The organism is Mannheimia granulomatis (assembly GCF_013377255.1).
Taxonomy (GTDB): domain Bacteria; phylum Pseudomonadota; class Gammaproteobacteria; order Enterobacterales; family Pasteurellaceae; genus Mannheimia; species Mannheimia granulomatis.
On sequence record NZ_CP016614.1, the window covers coordinates 1,812,240 to 1,831,253 of the forward strand.

Genomic DNA, 19,014 nt, shown 5'->3' on the forward strand with positions numbered 1-19,014 from the left:
CCGCTTGCATATAAAAATTAATTTTCTCGATGATAGAAAATTTTCCCTACTCTATCAATATGTTCAATAAAGTTAGGGTTGGTTAATTGATCGTAAATTGAGAGATCAAATAAATAAGGTGAACTTGAATCATCAAGATCGCCCCAAATTTTTTTGACAATATCGTAAGTGAGATCTTGTCCTTTAAACGTAAGATCAATATCAGACCCTTCCCGATAATTGCCTTTAGCACGAGATCCGTAAATAATTGCTGTTTCAACTTGCGGATATTTGGCTAAAATATCGCAGATAATTTTAGTCTGATGCTCATTCAATCCAAAGTTTGACATAACTCTGTAACTCTTTGCTCAAATGCAATGAATTGCGGTAGATAATTTCTGATAATTTTATCAAATTCTTCCGTTAAAACCGCTTTATCATAAGTATGTACAGTGATATTACGGCTATTAACCATTTCTAACCAAATATCACCTTGAGTAATTAACCCTCGATTAAAAGCAAGACGAGAAGCCGATTTAGAACCCAATACACCACTTTCACCTTCAGACTTTAAAATATCCTGCATTAATTTCCAAGCCAGTTCGTGTGTAATTTCAAAACTTTGGATAATCCCTTTTTTGATGACATCAATCTCTGTATCTGAGTATTTTTCAGCTTCGTCTTTCAAATAATTAACAGCTCTTTGGTAATTATCAAACCGCTGTTTCCAACGAATATCTTGGTTCATCTTATTTCACTTCGTAAAATTGTGGTTCTTTGTTAAAACGTGCAACTTCTTCCGGATCAGCACTACCATCTGCAATTTTTGATTTCAAATTATCGCAAGGCTCCTCGCAGTCACACATTTTTTTCATGCCTAATGCAGTAATGCCGCCGCAGCTACCTTTGATAGTTTTACCTTTAACAATAAATCCAATCGACATTGCAAAAATCACGGCAACAAAAAATCCGAAAGTTAATAATAATGTTTCCATTGAGAGCTCCCACTCTATTGAATAAGTTTTTTAAATTCGCTCGACATTTGCGTTTCAAATGTCTCACCGTTTTTAATAATTAAAAAAATTGCCAGTTTTTCACGCTCTGCTACTTGCAGGGCTTTTTCCGGTCCTAAAACAAATAAACCTGTGGATAAGCCGTCTGCAGTCATTGTTGTAGGAGCAAATACAGTAATTGATGCCAAATTATGGCTGACCGGGCGTAATTGTTTCGGGTTAATAATATGTGAAAGACGATTACCTTTTTCATCTTCAAAATAATTGCGGTAGTTACCCGAAGTTGCCATCGCTAAATTATGTAACGGTACGGTAATTTGAGCCGTTTGTGCTTGAGCCATTATAGGCTGTTCAATCGCGATTCGCCAATCTAGCCCTTGGAGATTTTTACCTTTACCACGTAATTCACCACCAATTTCCACTAAGTAGTTGCTCACTCCAATCTGCTCAAGATATTCAGCTAACTTATCTACTCCGAAACCTTTGGCAATCGCCGATAAATCCAAATAAAGCTCAGGTACAACTTTTGTGAGCGTTGGCTTAGGATCTATTTGGACTGCAATTTTATCAATACCGACATAGGTGGAACGCTCTGCAATCTGTTCATCTGAAGGCACTTTGTTTAAACGTTTATCCGGTCCGAATCCCCAAAGGTTTACCAAAGGTCCAACCGTTACATCTAATGCCCCTTCGGTAACGCTATTTAAACGAATCGCCTCTTGCACCACCTTTGCGAAATCTTTTGAAATTTCGACCACTTGATTAGCTTGTTTTAGCTGATTAAAACGGCTTATTTCTGAATCATTTTGATAGGTAGACATTTGATTGTTCACCTCAATCAATAGTTTATCCAACTCATTTTTCACTGTATCTGCCGAAGCTAGATTCTTCACCTCACCATTATCAATATATTTTACTGTGTAAGTTGTCCCCATTGTTTTACCTTGTAAAGTAATTTGTTCCGGGGCTTTCTCACAAGCGGTTAAAAACAGCGAGAAAATTGCAAAAGAAAGTACTCTTTTTAATTTCATAGTATTCCTGTAAGGTGGAGCTTACCCCACCATTATAATGTAAATTAGTTAAATGGTGAGGCAAGCCCCATCCTACAATTCATAATGGAAAATTATCTTTTAAGAATTTTCCATTATGAACTAAATCAAGCGGTGCATTTTGCAAAAAATTCTGCAAAACGCACCGCTTGTGATTGTATGAAGTTAAGGATTAGCCACCAAAATCATCTAATAAGATGTTTTCGTCTTCAACACCTAAACTCTTCAGCATACCGATTACGGCAGCATTCATCACCGGTGGACCACACATATAGTATTCACAATCTTCCGGTGCTTCATGATTTTTCAGGTAGTTTTCATAAAGCACATTGTGAATGAAGCCACGGTAGTATTCTTCATTGTCACCCGGTAGAGGATCTGAAAGTGCAACATACCACTTGAAGTTATCATTCTCTTCTTGAAGCATATTGAAATCTTCCACATAGAACATCTCACGCTCAGAACGTGCACCATACCAGAAAGTCATTTTACGTTTTGACTTCAAACGTTTGAGCTGGTCGAAGATATGTGAACGCATTGGAGCCATACCTGCACCACCACCGATAAATACCATTTCATTATCGGTATCTTTCGCAAAGAACTCACCGAATGGGCCAGAGATGGTCACTTTATCGCCTGCTTTGAGAGACCAAATGTAAGAAGACATTTGACCCGGTGGTACATCAGGGTTGCGCGGTGGAGGTGTCGCAATACGTACATTCAGCATAATAATGCCTTTCTCTTCCGGATATGAAGCCATTGAGTAAGCACGAATGATATGCTCGTCCACTTTTGATACATAACGCCATAAGTCAAATTTATCCCAGTCTTCATGATACTCTTTCGGAATATCGAAGTCTTTATAATGAACTGTATGAGGCTCTGCTTCAATTTGGATATAACCACCGGCACGGAATGGTACTTCTTCACCTTCCGGAATCGCCAATTTAAGCTCTTTAATAAAGGTCGCTTTGTTGTCGTTAGAAATAACAGTACATTGCCATTTTTTCACGCCGAAGATTTCTTCCGGTAATTCAACATCCATAGAAGATTTCACGTTTACTTGGCAAGCCAAACGCCAGCCTTCTTTCGCTTCTTTCTTTGAAATATGTGATAACTCAGTCGGCAGAATTTCACCGCCACCGGATTTCACCTGTACTTTACATTGACCACATGAGCCACCGCCACCACAAGCTGACGATACGAAAATTCCTTTGCTCGCTAAAGCTCCGAGTAATTTTCCGCCCGCAGGCAACGTAATGCCTTTTTCAGGGTCATTGTTGATTGAGATTGTAATATCGCCAGAATCCACTAATTTAGATTTAGCAAACAGGATAATCACCGCAAGCACTAATACCAGAGCCGTAAATGCGATAATACCGAAAATAAAATTACTATCCACGATATGCTCCTTATAATTGAATGCCTGAGAATGACATAAAGCCTAACGCCATTAAACCAACTGTGATGAAAGTAATACCTAAACCACGCAAGCCGGCAGGTACATCAGAATATTTCATTTTCTCGGTTAAACCCGCAAGCGCTACGATTGCTAACATCCAGCCTGTACCAGCACCGATACCATATACTACAGATTCTGCAAAGTTATATTCGCGCTGTACCATAAAGGATACGCCACCAAAGATAGCACAGTTTACTGTGATAAGCGGTAAGAAAATACCTAATGCACTATAAAGTGCCGGGAAGTATTTATCTAATACCATTTCAAGGATCTGTACAATACCTGCAATTACACCGATAAAGGTAATGAAGTTTAAGAAGCTTAAATCTACCCCTTCAACTAATGCACCATCTTTTAAAACGTGTTCATAAACTAATTGGTTAGCCGGTACAGAAATACCAAGTACTACAATTACCGCAATACCTAAACCAAATGCTGTTGAAACTTTCTTAGACACCGCGAGGAATGTACACATACCAAGGAAGAAAGAAAGTGCCATATTTTCAATAAATACGGACTTAACAAAGATACTAAGAAGTTGTTCCATCTTATTTCTCCACTTGTTCCGGTTTCCACGTTCTAATTCCCCAGATTACAAATCCGATAATGAAGAACGCACTTGGTGCTAATAAGAATAGACCGTTTGCTTGATACCAACCGCCATTTTGCACAGTTTCAAGAATAGTGATACCGAAGATTTTTCCTGAACCGATTAATTCACGTAAAAATGCAACAATAATTAACATTGCACCGTAGCCTAAGCCATTGCCAATACCATCTACAAAACTTTCAACCGGACCTGATTTCATTGCAAATGCTTCTGCTCGACCCATTACGATACAGTTAGTAATAATCAAACCAACAAATACCGATAACTGCTTTGAAAGATCGTAAGCATACGCACGTAAAATTTGGTCAACCAAAATTACAAGAGATGCAATAATCGCCATCTGTACAATGATACGGATACTATTTGGGATATAGTTGCGAATCATTGAAATGAACATACTTGAGAATGCAGTAACTAAACTTACCGCAATCGCCATTACTACTGCTGTTTGTAATTGAGTAGTTACCGCAAGTGCAGAACAGATACCTAAAATCTGTAGTGCAATTGGGTTGTTATCTGCGATAGGCGATAACAATAATTTTTTAAGATTGTTATTGTCTGCCATTAGTTAACTCCCATTGCTGCTTTAAATTTTGCTAAATATGGACCAAAGCCGTTTTGACCAAACCAGTATTTGAATGAACCATCAACCCCATTTGAAGTTAATGTTGCACCGGATAGACCATCAACACCATGATCTTTATCGGCTGATGCTCCTTTACCTACTCTTAAAGCGACTTCATTTTGCTCATTAAATAATTTCTTGCCTACAAAGTTTTTTTGCCAGTTAGGGTTTGCAATTTCCCCGCCTAAGCCTGCTGTTTCTCCCTGCTCATAGTAAGTAATACCATTGATAGTATTAGCATCAGGTTGAACCGCGACAAAGCCATACATAATTGACCATAGACCATTGCCGTGCATTGGCAATACTACTTGGGTCGTTTTACCAGCTTCGTCCTTTACTAAATAGACTTCCGCATATTTCGCACGAACTTTGATGTTTGCCTTATCATCAGCAGGACTGATTGCAACGCTTTTTGCAGGGTCTTTTGCTGCTGCACGAGCATCAAAATCTTTCATGCCTTCAACATAATCACCTGTTGCCAAATCAACAACTTTCGGCTCAATAAATTTTGCATAGGTTTCTTGCACATTAGTATCTTTTTGCAATAAACCGGCCGCTTGTAAGATGTTTTTCTGTTTATCAAGTTGTTTCTGAATATCTTGTGTTGGTTTTAATAACACCGCAGCACCAGCTACGATAAGAGAACAAATTAAACTTAATAAAACCACAACGGTTAGTGTACCGCCAACGCTATCTTTATTAAATTTAGCCATTGTTTGCTACCCTCGCTAATCTGCGTTTGATATTGCCTTGAACTACTAAGTAGTCGAAGATTGGAGCAAATAAGTTAGCAAATAAGATCGCTAACATCATACCTTCCGGATATGCCGGGTTGGCTACACGGATTAAAACGCACATAAAGCCGATTAAAATACCGTATGCCCATTTACCTTTATTCGTAAAGGCTGCAGATACCGGGTCGGTTGCCATAAAGAACATACCTAATGCAAAACCACCTAAAACTAAGTGCCAGTGCCACGGCATTGAGAATAATGGGTTTGTATCTGAACCGATAACATTAAATAATGTTGCCGTTGCAGCCATACCAATCATAACACCTGCAATAATTCTCCATGATGCAATACGAGCAAAGACAATAATTGCCGCACCGATGATCAACATTAAAGTTGATGTTTCACCAATAGAGCCCGGAATATTGCCTAAAAACGCATCCATCCAAGTGATAGTTTCACCTGTTGCAACGTGTTTTAGTGCAGCTTGTCCACCGACAGCCCATTGAGAAAGTGCTGTTGCACCTGAAAAACCATCTGCTGCAACCCATACTGCATCACCGGAAATCTGCCCCGGATATGCAAAGAATAGGAATGCACGACCAGCTAATGCAGGGTTCATAAAGTTTTTCCCTACACCACCAAATACCTCTTTTGCAACCACAACACCAAAGGTTGTTGCAAGAGCTGCTTGCCATAATGGCAATGTTGGCGGAACAATAAGTGCAAGTAAAATAGAGGTAACAAAGAAACCTTCATTAATTTCATGCTTGCGCACCATTGCAAATACCACTTCCCAGAAGCCACCTACTGCAAATACAGTTAAGTAGATAGGAAGGAAATAAGTCGCACCTAACACCATTTTAGTTCCCCAACCTGCTTCGGTTACAGAACCTAAGCTATTAGCGAAACTATAGTGCCAGTCGCTTGCAATTAAATCGGTTAATGTTCCCATTTTAAGAGCTGCCAAAATACCTTGTGCACCAACATTGTACATTCCATAGAACATCGCAGGGAATAATGCTAACCAAACAATTAACATCATACGCTTAGAGTCAATTGCATCACGCACGTGAGCATCTTTACGAGTTACTGTACCTGGTGTATAGAAAATAGTATAAGCAGCTTCAAATAGCGTGTACCATTTTTCATACTTTCCACCTTTATGGAAAGCGGGTTCCATTTTTTCAAAAAGATTTTTTAAACCCATTTTTAACCATCCTTCTCGATCTTATCTAACGCTTGACGTAATAATGGTCCCCAGTTGTTTTTACCTGAACACACAAAAGTACATAACGCTAAATCTTCTTCATCTAACTCTAAACAGCCTAATGCTTGAGCAGAGTCAGTATCGCCTGCAGCCAAATCACGTAACAATAACGTAGGCAGAATATCTAAAGGCATTACACGCTCATAAGCACCTGTTGGCACCATTGCACGCTCACTACCATGAACTGCTGTTGTGAAATTAAATAATTTCTTCGCAAAATGGCCCAAGGTTGTACGAGTAATAGAGTATTTATCTGAGTAAGGTGCGATCATACCGAAGAATGCTTTTTCACGACCTTCTAATAATACCGAAACTTGTAACGCATAGCGACCTAAGTAATCTACTGGGCCTGCTGCGGTAGCACCGCTTAATACAGAACCGGAAATTACACGGTTTTCACCTTCATTTAATTCGCCTGCCGTTAATTGTGAAAGGTTAGCACCTAAACGCGTACGCACTAAACGAGGATTTTTCACTTGCGGACCGGCTAAAGACACAACGCGATCTGTAAATAATTCACCGGTTGTAAATAATTTACCGATTGCAATCACATCTTGATAGTTCAAATACCAAACTTGCTTGGTTGCGCCGACAGGATCGATAAAGTGGATATGTGTGCCGGCAAGACCTGCAGGGTGCGGCCCCTTGAAACGGTTGGTTTCCACATTTTGAATTTGACGACTCTGTGCCGCATTTAAGATATTAGAATCAGCACCACCGCAAAGATGAATGGTCTTACTGCCATCAAATAAACGACTTAACACTGTTAAGCCATCGAAGAAAGCTTGTTGATGTTCTGCAATAATCACTTCAGGATTAGCTGCAAGCGGATTAGTATCCATCGCATTAACAAAGATAGACGAAGGAATTGCATCTAATGCAGGCACTTTGCTAAATGGACGAGTACGGAATGCAGTCCATAGACCTGATTCTACTAAGTTTTGTTTTACTTGCTCTGAAGTTAGTGAGACAAGCTCACCGGCTTCATAACGAGCAAAGGTAATTTGCTCATCACCCTCAACTTTAATTACTACGGATTGAAGAACGCGTTTTTCGCCACGGTTAATCACCGTAACAGTTCCGCTTGCAGGAGCAGTAAAGAGAACGCCCGGATTCTTTTTATCTTCAAAAAGAACTTGACCTTTCTTAACCACATCACCTTCACGCACCTTCATTGAAGGACGCATTCCCACATATTCTTCACCAAGCATAGCAACTTCAGTAACGGTATTACCGTTATGGATTACTTGCTCAGGTTTTCCCGAAATTGGAAGATCTAAGCCTTTTTTGATTGTAATCATATTGTTTGCACTACTTTTCTTTTGGGTTAAAAATATGATTGCGTATAACGCAATCGCTTCTATTGAGCCGCAGCCTGAACTAAAAATAAACGATGATTCCCCCACTTATTTTTAAAAGCCACATTAAGTTCTCAAATCTGTTTTCCCCTTTTGTTGTCGATTTTTTGTAACAAAAGGTTAACTAAAAAATAATCGCCATATTTTACCTAAAAATCGCCCTCTATGGCTAGAAGAACCCCCACTTTTTTACACTTTCCCTCTCTAAAATTTGAAATAAATCAATTTTCACTTAAGCTCAGCATGAAAGATAACCATAAATAGTTAATCAAATTCTTCTACAAGCGGTTAAATCTTACTCACAAAATTCTAACAATTTTGTTCGCCTCCTAAGAGCTGCTAGATACGCCAGCGTTCAAAATACTTTTTGCATTTTGTGTTAAAAATTTACACCTATTTTTTAGCTAGGCAATTTTAAAATTCAGGCGTAAAATAGTTGATAAATTTAATAGAATATTTTGAAAATAGGATTACTCGAAATGACAGAACAAACGATTCATATTTCAATTTCCGATCCGGCTCAAGCACATTTTGCCCGATTATTAGAACAGCAAGAAGAAGGAACTAATATCCGTATTTTTGTAGTAAATCCAGGAACACCAAATGCTGAATGTGGCGTGTCTTATTGCCCACCAAATGCCGTGGAAGAGACAGATACTGAATTTACTTTTAATAATTTCTCAGCTTTTGTTGATGATGTAAGTTTACCGTTTTTAGACGAGGCAGAAATTGATTATGTTACCGATCCAATGGGCTCTCAACTTACCTTAAAAGCCCCGAACGCCAAAATGCGTAAAGTAGCAGATGATGCTCCTTTTATTGAGCGTTTAGATTATGTGATTCAAACCCAAGTAAACCCTCAATTAGCCAGCCATGGTGGTAAAGTAACATTGCTCGAGGTAACAGAAGACAAATATGCTGTTCTTCAATTTGGTGGTGGTTGCAATGGCTGTTCAATGGTTGATGTAACATTAAAAGAAGGTATAGAAAAACAGCTGCTTATGATGTTCCCGGATGAGTTGGTAGGAGTAAGGGATATTACCGAGCACCAACATGGTGAACACTCTTATTATTAAGATAGCAAAATGAAAAATGGGAAGGTTAAACCTTCCCATTTTTATTACATAGTAAAGAGATAAAATCAGGTGGGCTAAAACTGCCGCTACTCTATTGAGAATCGGATTCTTTTTTCTCATGCGGCAATACTAAGTTCATAATGATGGCAGCAATTGCACAAAGGCTAATGCCTTTTAACGAGAATTCACCCACATTAATAAACATACCACCGATACCAAAAGTCATCACCACAGATACAATACATAAGTTACGAGCTTGTCCCATATCTACCTTAGCACGAATTAAGGTACTCATTCCCACAGCCGCAATTGAACCAAACACTAACATCATAATCCCCCCCATCACAACACCCGGGATGGTTTGTAAGAATGCACCTACTTTACCGCAGAATGAAATCGCAATTGCCCAACAAGCCGCCCAAGTCATCACACGTGGATTAAAGTTTTTGGTAAGCATTACCGCACCTGTTACCTCCGCATAAGTGGTATTTGGTGGACCACCTAAGAATGCAGCAGCAGAAGTTGCCACACCATCACCTAATAAGGTACGATGTAAGCCCGGTTTGTTCATAAAATCTTTTCCGGTCACTGAGCTAATTGCCATAATACCACCAACGTGCTCCACTGCCGGAGCTAAAGCGATTGGCAAAAGGTACAAAATTGCCTCGAGTTCAAATTCGGGTGCTGAGATATTCGGTAAGCTAAACCAAGCAGCTTCAGTTACTTTAGTAAAATCAATAATGCCATATACTAAAGACAGAATATAGCCGACTAAAATCCCAAACATAATCGGTACTAACTTCATCATTCCCTTGGCAAATACCGCCACCACTAACGTAGTAATTAAGGTTGCCATTGAAATAATTAACGCCGTATTCGGTTCAATTTGCGTGCCTTTCGCTAACGCCATATCTACCGCAACAGGTGCAAGCCCCAAACCAATGATGATAATAACGGGGCCAACAACCACAGGCGGAAATAATTTCTCAAGAATTTTCGCCCCTTTTAATTTCACTAAAGCACTCAGCAAGAAATAGACAAGACCACTAAAAACCAAGCCGCCCATAGTAACAGGGATCCCCCATTGCTGAACACCATATTGAATTGGCGCAATAAAAGCAAAAGAAGAGGCGAGGAAAATAGGCACTTGCCCTTTTGTGCAAAGTTGGAAAAGCAAGGTGCCGATACCGGCGGTAAGAAGTGCAGTGTTAGGATCTAAACCTGTAATTAAAGGCATTAAAACCAAAGCGCCAAATGCAACAAATAACATTTGTAAGCCAACAAAAGCCTGTTTAGGTGTACTGATAGTTTGATTAGTCATTTTTGTTTCAACTCTCTGTTTGAATTAACGAATAATGGATAGTAACAAGCGGTTAAATTTGCAAAAAAACTTGCAAAATTAACCGCTTGCAGTAATGAAATTAGGCCTTACGGCTATCCTGATGTTCTTTCGCTGCTTTTACAAAACCGGCAAATAATGGATGACCATCACGTGGGGTTGAGGTAAATTCAGGGTGGAACTGTGCAGCCACAAACCAAGGATGGTTTGGTACCTCGATAATTTCCACCAATTTACGATCGGCCGATAATCCGGTCACTTTCAAACCGGCTGCTTCAATTTGTGGAAGTAGTTTATTATTCACCTCATAGCGGTGACGATGACGTTCTTCAATAGTTTCCGAACCATATAATTCACGGGCTTTTGAACCTTCGATTAAATGGCATTGTTGAGCCCCTAAACGCATTGTGCCGCCTAAATCGGATTCATCGCTACGGGTTTCAACATTGCCGTCAGCATCTTGCCACTCGGTAATTAAACCGATTACAGGCTGTGAACAATCTTTATCAAATTCAGATGAGTTAGCCACTGTTAAACCTGCAACATTACGAGCATATTCAATTAAAGCGATTTGCATGCCTAAGCAAATGCCTAAATATGGAATTTTGTTTTCACGAGCATATTGTGCAGTACGGATTTTACCCTCAACGCCACGATAGCCAAAGCCGCCCGGTACTAAAATGCCATCTAAGCCTGCAAGTAAATCAGTGCCTTTTGTTTCGATATCTTGCGAATCAATATATTTAATATTGACTGTCAAACGGTTAGTTAAACCTGCGTGTTTTAACGCTTCATTTACCGATTTATAGGCATCAGGTAATTCAACATATTTTCCTACCATACCAATAGTCACTTCGCCTGTCGGGTTTGCTTGACGATATAATACTTGCTCCCACTCTGAAAGATCGGCTTCTTTGCAATCTAAACGGAAACGATCGCAAACAAAGGTATCTAAACCTTGTGATTTCAATAATTCAGGAATACGGTAAATTGAATCCACATCTTTCAGTGAAATCACCGCACGCTCCGGAACGTTACAAAATAAGGCAATTTTTTTCTTCTCATTTTCCGGCACGGCACGATCTGAACGGCAAATTAACACATCCGGCTGAATACCAATAGACAGTAACTCTTTTACTGAATGCTGGGTTGGTTTAGTTTTGACTTCACCCGCCGTTGGAATATATGGCACAAGGGTTAAGTGCATAAATAAGGTTTTTTCACGACCTACATCTACCGCTAATTGACGAAGGGCCTCTAAGAATGGTAGCGACTCAATATCGCCCACTGTACCGCCGACTTCAACAATCGCCACATCACGGCCTTTACCGCCTTCAATCACACGTTCTTTGATTTCGTTGGTGATGTGCGGGATGACCTGAATGGTTGCACCTAAATAGTCGCCACGGCGTTCTTTACGCAGTACCTCAGAGTAAATTTTACCGCTGGTAAAGTTGTTCGCTTTGCTCATTTTTGAACGGATAAAACGCTCATAGTGACCTAAGTCTAAATCGGTTTCCGCACCGTCTTCGGTCACAAACACTTCGCCGTGCTGAGTTGGGCTCATCGTACCTGGGTCAACATTGATATAAGGGTCAAGCTTCATAATGGTGACATTTAAACCACGAGCTTCAAGAATAGATGCAAGAGAGGCTGCCGCAATACCTTTACCTAAAGAAGATACAACACCGCCCGTTACGAAAATATAATTCGTTGCCATTGTTATTGCCTTTGCTGATTAATTGGATTGGAAATAAGATAAACGTTTGCTTTATAAAAAGAAACTATCAGGACGGGAAAACAGTTTACATCAAATCTAAATTTTTTGCTATATAGAAAATAGATGAGAGTCTCAAAAATTTCTTTTCTCCCTCGAACTTTATCTTCTCACTTACCTCTAAGAAGGTACCATTAACTCAATAGAGGTATTTATGCGTATTTTTAATAAATTTTCACTCTCATCAACCACCTTGCTCTTTCTCGTTTCTGCCTATTTTATGTTTGCTTTAAATCTAGGTTTTTATCGGGAAGTTTTAAATGCACAATCGTTTCAGTTCCGTGTTGAAGATTATTTTATTTTAACAATTCCGTTAGTCTATTTCTTTGCACTTAACATTATTCTTAATCTCATCGCCTTGCCGATTATCCATAAAATTATTATTCCAACCTTGCTGATTTTAAGTGCAGCAATTAGTTATAACTCATTATTTTTTAATGTCTATTTTGATGTAGATATGCTAAATAATGTGCTACAAACCAATTTTGCAGAAAGCTCACGAATGCTGACATTTTCTTATATTGCTTGGATTGTTTGCTTAGGAATTATTCCATCTTTCCTCTACTTACTGGTTAAAATTGATTATAAACCTTGGTGGAAAGAGATCGGCTTTCGCTTCGGATCCATTTTAGGTTCTGCTTTTGTAATCTTAGCGGTTGGTAAATTTTATTATCAGGATTATGCTTCTTTTTTTCGTAATCACAAAAATCTACCGAATTTGATTACACCGTCTAATTTTATTGCTTCAACCGTGAAAAAAATCCGCCACGATTATCGTAATAACATCCCGTACCAACAATTAGGCTTAGATGCGGTACAAGCTAAGCCGGATGACCACCGCCACGTTACTATCTTGGTAGTCGGTGAAACAACCCGTGCACAAAACTGGGGATTGAACGGTTATGAACGCCAAACCACACCAAAACTAGCAGCTCGTGGTGAGCAAATTATCAATTTCCCGCACGCTAGTAGTTGTGGCACATCAACTGCGGTCTCAGTTCCTTGTATGTTTTCCAGCTTTTCACAAGCTGACCATAACGGTATAAGAGCATCAAAACAGGATAATTTATTGGATATTCTCCAACGTGCCGGTATTGATATTTTATGGCTAAATAATAATAGCGATTGCAAAGGGGTATGCGAACGCGTGCCAAATAAAGATCTGCTCACATTAAATTTACCGGAATACTGCCGCGATGGAGAGTGTTTAGATAATATTTTATTACCTGAGCTGGATAAAGCCTTAAAAGAAAGTCGAGTTGACAAAGATTTAGTGGTGGTATTACATACCATGGGTAACCATGGACCAACATATTATGAACGTTATACCGACAAAGAAAGAATCTTTACACCAACCTGTGATACTAACGAAATTAATCGCTGCTCTAATCAAGAATTAGTAAATACTTATGATAATGGTATTGTATATTTAGATCAGTTCTTAGATAAAATTATTCAACGTTTAGAACAAGAACCAGCATGGGAAAGCGCGTTATACTATGTCTCTGATCATGGTGAATCGTTAGGTGAAAACGGATTATATTTACACGGTGCGCCATATAATATTGCTCCCGATTACCAAACCAAAGTACCTATGATTATGTGGTTTTCACCAGAATGGATTAAAAACGAGCCATTTGATTTAAATTGCGTTCGAAATAATGCGAAAAATAACGCACATTCCCACGATAATTTCTTCCATACCGTGATTAGCATGATGGATATGAAAACTCCATTCTCCGTTTATAACAAAGAATTAGATATTTTGGCTCAATGCCACAAGTAGTAAAAAAGGCAATATTTCTTAAAGAAATATTGCCTTTATTTTTAAATAGTTAATTTTGCAAAATATAGTCAAAATTAGACCGCTTGTTCCTATATTTACTGAACGAAACTATCAAATGTCAGCTCGTAGTTATCGCCATCACGACTATAGGCAATATAGCGAGGGAATTTTTCACCCTCATATTTTTTGACGGTAATGTCCTTGTTATCACTGGTTCTGAATTTATAAGTAATTTCCTTATAGTTCTTACCACTGGCTTTTACATCTCTTTGCGATTTACGTAACTGCACATTTGGTGTTGGATAAAGCTTTTTACCGTTAGTCGTTTGAAAGCTTGCAGGTAATTTATCGTAATAACTCAGCTGGAAGGCAGTGGTAAACAAATCATAAGTCGGCATTGTTAAAGCTTCCTGTTTTAGCGGTTCTTTTACTTTTCCGTATCTCACTGTTTTTGAATCTATCTCTGCCATCGCATAAGTTTTGCCGTTACGAGTATCTCTATAACTCAACATATTAAACTGCCCGTTTTTTTCCGTTCCTTTCGCAGAAAAGACAATGTTATATAATGGCACATTAATTTTAGCCTGAATATTATATTGCCCGCCTCCATTATTGAAATTAATATAAGCTGGCATTAAATAATTTGAGCTATATTTAATCTTAAAACTGTCTGCATAAGCAGTCGAAATCAATCCAGAAATTGTAACAATAGAGACTGTGAGCTTCTGCCAAATTTTCATCTATTTCTCCTCTAAAGATATACTCTCGAACAACCTTGAGATAGCACTCTTATCTCTTAATTGTTCTGCTTTCTCCACCTGTGCTCTAGTTAAGTGTGGTGAGAAATAATTAATAAAATCATACATATAATTACGAAGGAAGGTTCCTCGTTTAATCGCAATTTGAGTCATACTCGATTGAAATAAATGACTTGCTTTAATTGCAACCAAATCTTTATCTGACTCTGTATATGCCATAGAAGCCATAATACCAACGCCTAATCCTAATCTAACATAGGTTTTAATCACATCTGCATCGGTTGCGGTAAACACAATATTCGGTAAAATACCGTCTTTATTGAAAGCATGATCCAAATCTGACTGACCGGTAAAGCCGAATGTATAAGTAATCAAATCGTATTTACCTAGTTCTTCGACAGTCAAATCTTCACTTTGGTTCACAAAAGTTGCCAGCGGATGGTCCGGTCTTACAATAACTGAGCGATTCCACCAATAACATGGTAATAAAATCGCCTCTTCGAATAAATACTGTGCTTCTGTGGTAATAGCTAAATCAACTTCTCCTGCCATTAAAGCATCATGAATCTGATTAGGTGAACCTTGATGCAAATGCAAACTCACATCAGGATAACGGACCTTAAATTTATTAATCACATCCGGCAACATATAGCGTGCTTGTGTGTTTGTAGTCGCAATACGTAGCACGCCTTTATTCGGTCGAGTGTGTTCTTCAGCAACTGATCTGATACTTTGTGTTTTCACCAATAACTCGCGGGCAATTGCTACAATTTTCTCGCCTGCAGGGGTTAATGATTTCACGTGCTTTCCGTTACGCTCAAAAATATTAACACCGAGCTCACTCTCTAACAAACGTACTTGTTTACTTATTCCCGGCTGTGAAGTGTAAAGCGCTTCCGCCGCTTCTGTAATATTTAAATTTTGGTTTACAATTTCAACGATATAGCGCAGCTGTTGCAATTTCATATTATTTTCCTTCTACAATCTCAATAATCTGTTTAATGTTATGAATCTCATAAGTTGGCTTAATGTGTGTCTCATTTTTTATTTTTGATACATTTAGCCAACAAGTATCAATGCCCGAATTATTCCCACCTAAAATATCGGATGCCAGAGTATCACCTACCATTAAAACTTTGGTTCGGTTAAATTCATCCATCAATGCAAAGGCATAATCAAAAACCTGACGATCTGGCTTTGCAGCGCCAATTTGTTCGGACACTACTAAGATTTCAAAAAAATGCTCGGTTTGGGTATTAAGTAACCGCTTTTGTTGCAACTCGGTAAAACCATTGGTAATAATGCCCATTTTAACTTTGCCGTACAAAGCATTGAGCGTTTCAATAACGCCTTCTAAAGGTTTACTCACCCACGCCATTTCCGCCATTAATTCTTGATTTAATTGGAAAGGCGTTACATCTGTTTGTTCAGATAATTTCGCAAATCGCCGAGTTTGAATATCTTGTGCTGTGATTTCGTTATTTTGGTAAGCAACCCATAAAGGCTTATTTATTGCCTGAAATTCCTGATAGTCTTGCTCGCTAAAATCAATATGATAGCGAGCCAACATCGATTTTAACCCGAAATACGAATTGAACGAAAATAAGGTTTCATCCGCATCAAATAATATCCATTGATATTTCATACTCTTCCTTTTAATAAAACAAGCGGTTAGATTTCAGTATTCTTTAGCACAAACATCTACATTTGAATGTCAGCTTTACAAACGGCTCTGGATGAGCGAGCAATGAGTAAAAAATCACTAAAATTTAACCGCTTGATAACTCAATAAATAGGCAATTAACCACAGCACTCTTTCATTTTCTGCTGAATCCACTCAACAAAACATTGCACTTTCGGCACCTGTGATGATTGAGGAGAATAGACAACATAAAATGACTTTTCATCAAATAATGTGGTAGGAAAAGGCTCAATTAATGTACCTTTCTCAATTTCATGCTGAGCCAGAACTTGATTGGCAATTGCCACACCTTGTTGATGCATCGCTGCTTGTAACACCATAAAGGTATGGCTAAACATAGAACCTGTTTCAGCATCTACTTTGTCTTGAATATTTAAATGCTCCACCATACTTTTCCATTTATTATAAGTTGATGAATGGAGTAAAGTTTTATCCACGAGATCTTCCGCACTAGTTATTCTATTCTGTGCTAAATATTCCGGTGAAGCTAAAATCACAATACGAGATTCCGTTAAACGAATAGACTCTAGATCGCTCCAGTCTCCACTGCCATAATAAATAGCAACATCAATTTCTTTACCTAATAATCCTTCATCATGATCAACGCCTTTAATTCTAACTTCAATTTCAGGGTATTTCTCATGAAAATCTGCCAAACGAGGGACTAGCCAATGCATACCAAACGTTTGGGGAACACTAATAGTTAAGATCTGACGGCAACTTTGCTGGCGAATCTTATCGGTTGCTAACGCAATTTGTTCCAATAGGGGCTGCACTTCATAAAAATACTGAGCACCCAACTCAGTTAGTTCCAACAAACGATTACGACGATGAAATAAAGAAACACCGAGAAAATCTTCCAATAATTTAATTTGATGGCTTACAGCTGCTTGTGTTACAAATAAATCTTCTGCGGCTTTAGTGAAATTCAAATGACGAGCAGCCGATTCGAATGCTTTTAATGCATTTAATGGTGGGAGTTTTATATTCATATAGTTTCAATTGATGATGATTGCCAATAAAGGTACAACCATTATTTTTTCTGATAGTTTAAATTAAAAAATTTCGTTTGATACGTTACATAAGAGGCTATAAAATTACGCCCATACTTAGATGGATAGTCGTAGAAGATATTTCTACTCCTAAATTTTAAGTATGATGTTGTGTTTGCATATTGGTCTAGGAAACTAGACTAGAGTAACTAACGTTACTCGTTTCACTTCCTGTATATTTTGAACCGTATTGGTTTATAACCGCCCACTTTGGGCGGTTTTTTTCTAGCTATCATAGCCTCTCAAACATTTAGGTATAATTCTATCTTATTCATTATTTTTATTCTAGCCCTTATTCCCTTTTATTCTATGAATTTAGACTATTATAGAGGGGTGTTTTATAGTATGCTAATCTATAAACCTTGATATTAAAAGACTGAGAATTCCCTTGAGTAAACGAAGACTAACCCATAACCAACAACGCAGAATTCAATCGAATCATCACAAACGTATCAATAAAAAAGAAGCTGAATGGCAAGATGATATGTTAGGTGAAATCCAGCAAGGTATTGTCGTTACCCGACATGCCAAACATGCTGATGTTGAAACCGAGCAGGGAGAAATCTTCCGCTGCAATCTACGTCGGACCTTAAAAAATGTAGTAGTTGGCGATATTGTCTCTTGGCGTAAGGGTAGCGAGCAATTACAAGGTATAAGTGGTGTGATCGAAGCAGTATTCCCGCGTAAAAATGAGCTCACTCGCCCAGATTATTATGATGGCATTAAAGTAATGGCATCAAATATTGACCAAATTATTATTGTGTCTGCCGTGCTACCTACACTTTCATTGAATATTATCGATCGCTATTTAGTGATTTGCGAAACTGCAAATATTCCAGCCCTCATTGTGCTAAATAAAATTGATTTATTAAATGAGTCAGAGAGAAAAACGGTTCAAGAACAATTAAAAATTTACGAGGAAATTGGCTATAAAACACTGTGTTTATCTGCCGATACCGGTGAAAATATGGATGCCTTACATCAATATTTAGCCAAAGGTACCTCTATTTTTGTCGGACAATCCGGTGTCGGCAAATCAAGCCTGATCAATCAACTAATACCTGAAGTTAATGCGTTAACCGGTTCAGTAAGCGATGTATCTGGCTTAGGGCAACACACTACCACTGCCTCACGTCTCTATCATTTACCGCAAGGCGGTAACTTAATTGACTCACCGGGAATACGTGAGTTTGGCCTATGGCATTTAGAACCCGAGCAAATTACCTTAGGCTATCGCGAATTTCAATCTGTGCTAGGCACCTGCAAATTCCGTGATTGCAAACACAAAGCCGACCCAGGTTGTGCATTAAGACAAGCGGTCGAAAATGGTGAAATTTCTGCAATTCGCTTTGAAAATTACCATCGTCTAATTGAAAGCCGGGCTGAAAGTAAAAGCCAACGTCATTTTAGAACGGAAGATTTATAAC

19 protein-coding genes are annotated in these 19,014 nt (G+C 38.5%); 3 read left to right on the plus strand and 16 right to left on the minus strand.

Annotated elements, in window-relative coordinates:
* Positions 1–17 precede the first annotated feature (17 nt).
* From A6B41_RS08375 to A6B41_RS08420, 10 genes are all read right to left on the minus strand, one after another.
* Positions 18–329 (minus strand): nucleotidyltransferase domain-containing protein, encoded by a 312-nt coding sequence (locus A6B41_RS08375; RefSeq protein WP_027074090.1) that lies wholly within the window; start codon positions 327–329, stop codon positions 18–20.
* Positions 311–727, minus strand: a complete 417-nt coding sequence (locus A6B41_RS08380) for a nucleotidyltransferase substrate binding protein (RefSeq protein WP_027074089.1) — start codon at positions 725–727, stop codon at positions 311–313. The genes A6B41_RS08375 and A6B41_RS08380 overlap by 19 nt, the downstream gene beginning before the upstream one ends.
* A 1-nt stretch (position 728) precedes the next feature.
* Complete coding sequence (gene nqrM, locus A6B41_RS08385) at positions 729–974, minus strand: (Na+)-NQR maturation NqrM (RefSeq protein ID WP_027074088.1); 246 nt, start codon at positions 972–974, stop codon at positions 729–731.
* 14 nt (positions 975–988) lie between these two features.
* A complete protein-coding gene (locus A6B41_RS08390) occupies positions 989–2,023 on the minus strand; it encodes an FAD:protein FMN transferase (RefSeq protein ID WP_027074087.1) in 1,035 nt (344 codons plus the stop codon).
* 190 nt (positions 2,024–2,213) lie between these two features.
* Positions 2,214–3,443: an NADH:ubiquinone reductase (Na(+)-transporting) subunit F gene (nqrF, locus tag A6B41_RS08395; RefSeq protein WP_027074086.1), complete on the minus strand. Its 1,230-nt coding sequence runs from the start codon at positions 3,441–3,443 to the stop codon at positions 2,214–2,216.
* A 10-nt stretch (positions 3,444–3,453) separates the two neighbouring features.
* Entirely contained in the window at positions 3,454–4,050 is a 597-nt protein-coding gene (nqrE, locus tag A6B41_RS08400) for an NADH:ubiquinone reductase (Na(+)-transporting) subunit E (protein ID WP_027074085.1), read from the minus strand.
* Between the two features lies 1 nt (position 4,051).
* Positions 4,052–4,678, minus strand: a complete 627-nt coding sequence (locus tag A6B41_RS08405; RefSeq protein ID WP_025236574.1) for an NADH:ubiquinone reductase (Na(+)-transporting) subunit D — start codon at positions 4,676–4,678, stop codon at positions 4,052–4,054.
* On the minus strand, positions 4,678–5,451 hold the full coding sequence (locus A6B41_RS08410; RefSeq protein WP_027074084.1) for a Na(+)-translocating NADH-quinone reductase subunit C: 774 nt from the start codon (positions 5,449–5,451) through the stop codon (positions 4,678–4,680). The genes A6B41_RS08405 and A6B41_RS08410 overlap by 1 nt, the downstream gene beginning before the upstream one ends.
* Positions 5,444–6,679: an NADH:ubiquinone reductase (Na(+)-transporting) subunit B gene (locus tag A6B41_RS08415; protein ID WP_027074083.1), complete on the minus strand. Its 1,236-nt coding sequence runs from the start codon at positions 6,677–6,679 to the stop codon at positions 5,444–5,446. The genes A6B41_RS08410 and A6B41_RS08415 overlap by 8 nt, the downstream gene beginning before the upstream one ends.
* Before the next feature lie 2 nt (positions 6,680–6,681).
* Positions 6,682–8,040 (minus strand): Na(+)-translocating NADH-quinone reductase subunit A, encoded by a 1,359-nt coding sequence (locus A6B41_RS08420; RefSeq protein ID WP_027074082.1) that lies wholly within the window; start codon positions 8,038–8,040, stop codon positions 6,682–6,684.
* Positions 8,041–8,576: 536 nt separating this feature from the next.
* On the opposite strand from A6B41_RS08420, the gene nfuA reads away from it, so the two are divergent.
* On the plus strand, positions 8,577–9,173 hold the full coding sequence (nfuA, locus tag A6B41_RS08425; protein WP_027074081.1) for a Fe-S biogenesis protein NfuA: 597 nt from the start codon (positions 8,577–8,579) through the stop codon (positions 9,171–9,173).
* A 91-nt stretch (positions 9,174–9,264) separates the two neighbouring features.
* On the opposite strand, the gene A6B41_RS08430 is transcribed toward nfuA, so the two are convergent.
* The gene (locus tag A6B41_RS08430) at positions 9,265–10,494 is read right to left on the minus strand and encodes a uracil-xanthine permease family protein (protein ID WP_027074080.1); all 1,230 of its coding nucleotides are present in this window, start codon (positions 10,492–10,494) and stop codon (positions 9,265–9,267) included.
* A 100-nt stretch (positions 10,495–10,594) separates the two neighbouring features.
* Complete coding sequence (pyrG, locus tag A6B41_RS08435) at positions 10,595–12,232, minus strand: glutamine hydrolyzing CTP synthase (protein WP_027074079.1); 1,638 nt, start codon at positions 12,230–12,232, stop codon at positions 10,595–10,597.
* A 211-nt stretch (positions 12,233–12,443) separates the two neighbouring features.
* Here pyrG and A6B41_RS08440 point away from each other — a divergent pair, with 211 nt between their 5' ends.
* The gene (locus tag A6B41_RS08440) at positions 12,444–14,075 is read left to right on the plus strand and encodes a phosphoethanolamine transferase (protein ID WP_027074078.1); all 1,632 of its coding nucleotides are present in this window, start codon (positions 12,444–12,446) and stop codon (positions 14,073–14,075) included.
* Positions 14,076–14,170: 95 nt separating this feature from the next.
* Here A6B41_RS08440 and A6B41_RS08445 read toward each other — a convergent pair whose 3' ends face one another.
* From A6B41_RS08445 to A6B41_RS08460, 4 genes are all read right to left on the minus strand, one after another.
* Positions 14,171–14,815 (minus strand): hypothetical protein, encoded by a 645-nt coding sequence (locus tag A6B41_RS08445; protein WP_027074077.1) that lies wholly within the window; start codon positions 14,813–14,815, stop codon positions 14,171–14,173.
* Entirely contained in the window at positions 14,816–15,799 is a 984-nt protein-coding gene (cysB, locus tag A6B41_RS08450) for an HTH-type transcriptional regulator CysB (protein ID WP_027074076.1), read from the minus strand.
* Position 15,800: 1 nt separating this feature from the next.
* Positions 15,801–16,478 (minus strand): pyrimidine 5'-nucleotidase, encoded by a 678-nt coding sequence (gene yjjG / locus A6B41_RS08455; protein ID WP_027074075.1) that lies wholly within the window; start codon positions 16,476–16,478, stop codon positions 15,801–15,803.
* Positions 16,479–16,633: 155 nt separating this feature from the next.
* On the minus strand, positions 16,634–17,527 hold the full coding sequence (locus A6B41_RS08460) for a transcriptional regulator GcvA (RefSeq protein WP_027074074.1): 894 nt from the start codon (positions 17,525–17,527) through the stop codon (positions 16,634–16,636).
* A 448-nt stretch (positions 17,528–17,975) separates the two neighbouring features.
* Between A6B41_RS08460 and rsgA the strand changes: the two genes are divergently transcribed.
* The gene (rsgA, locus tag A6B41_RS08465; protein ID WP_027074073.1) at positions 17,976–19,013 is read left to right on the plus strand and encodes a small ribosomal subunit biogenesis GTPase RsgA; all 1,038 of its coding nucleotides are present in this window, start codon (positions 17,976–17,978) and stop codon (positions 19,011–19,013) included.
* Position 19,014 lies beyond the last annotated feature (1 nt).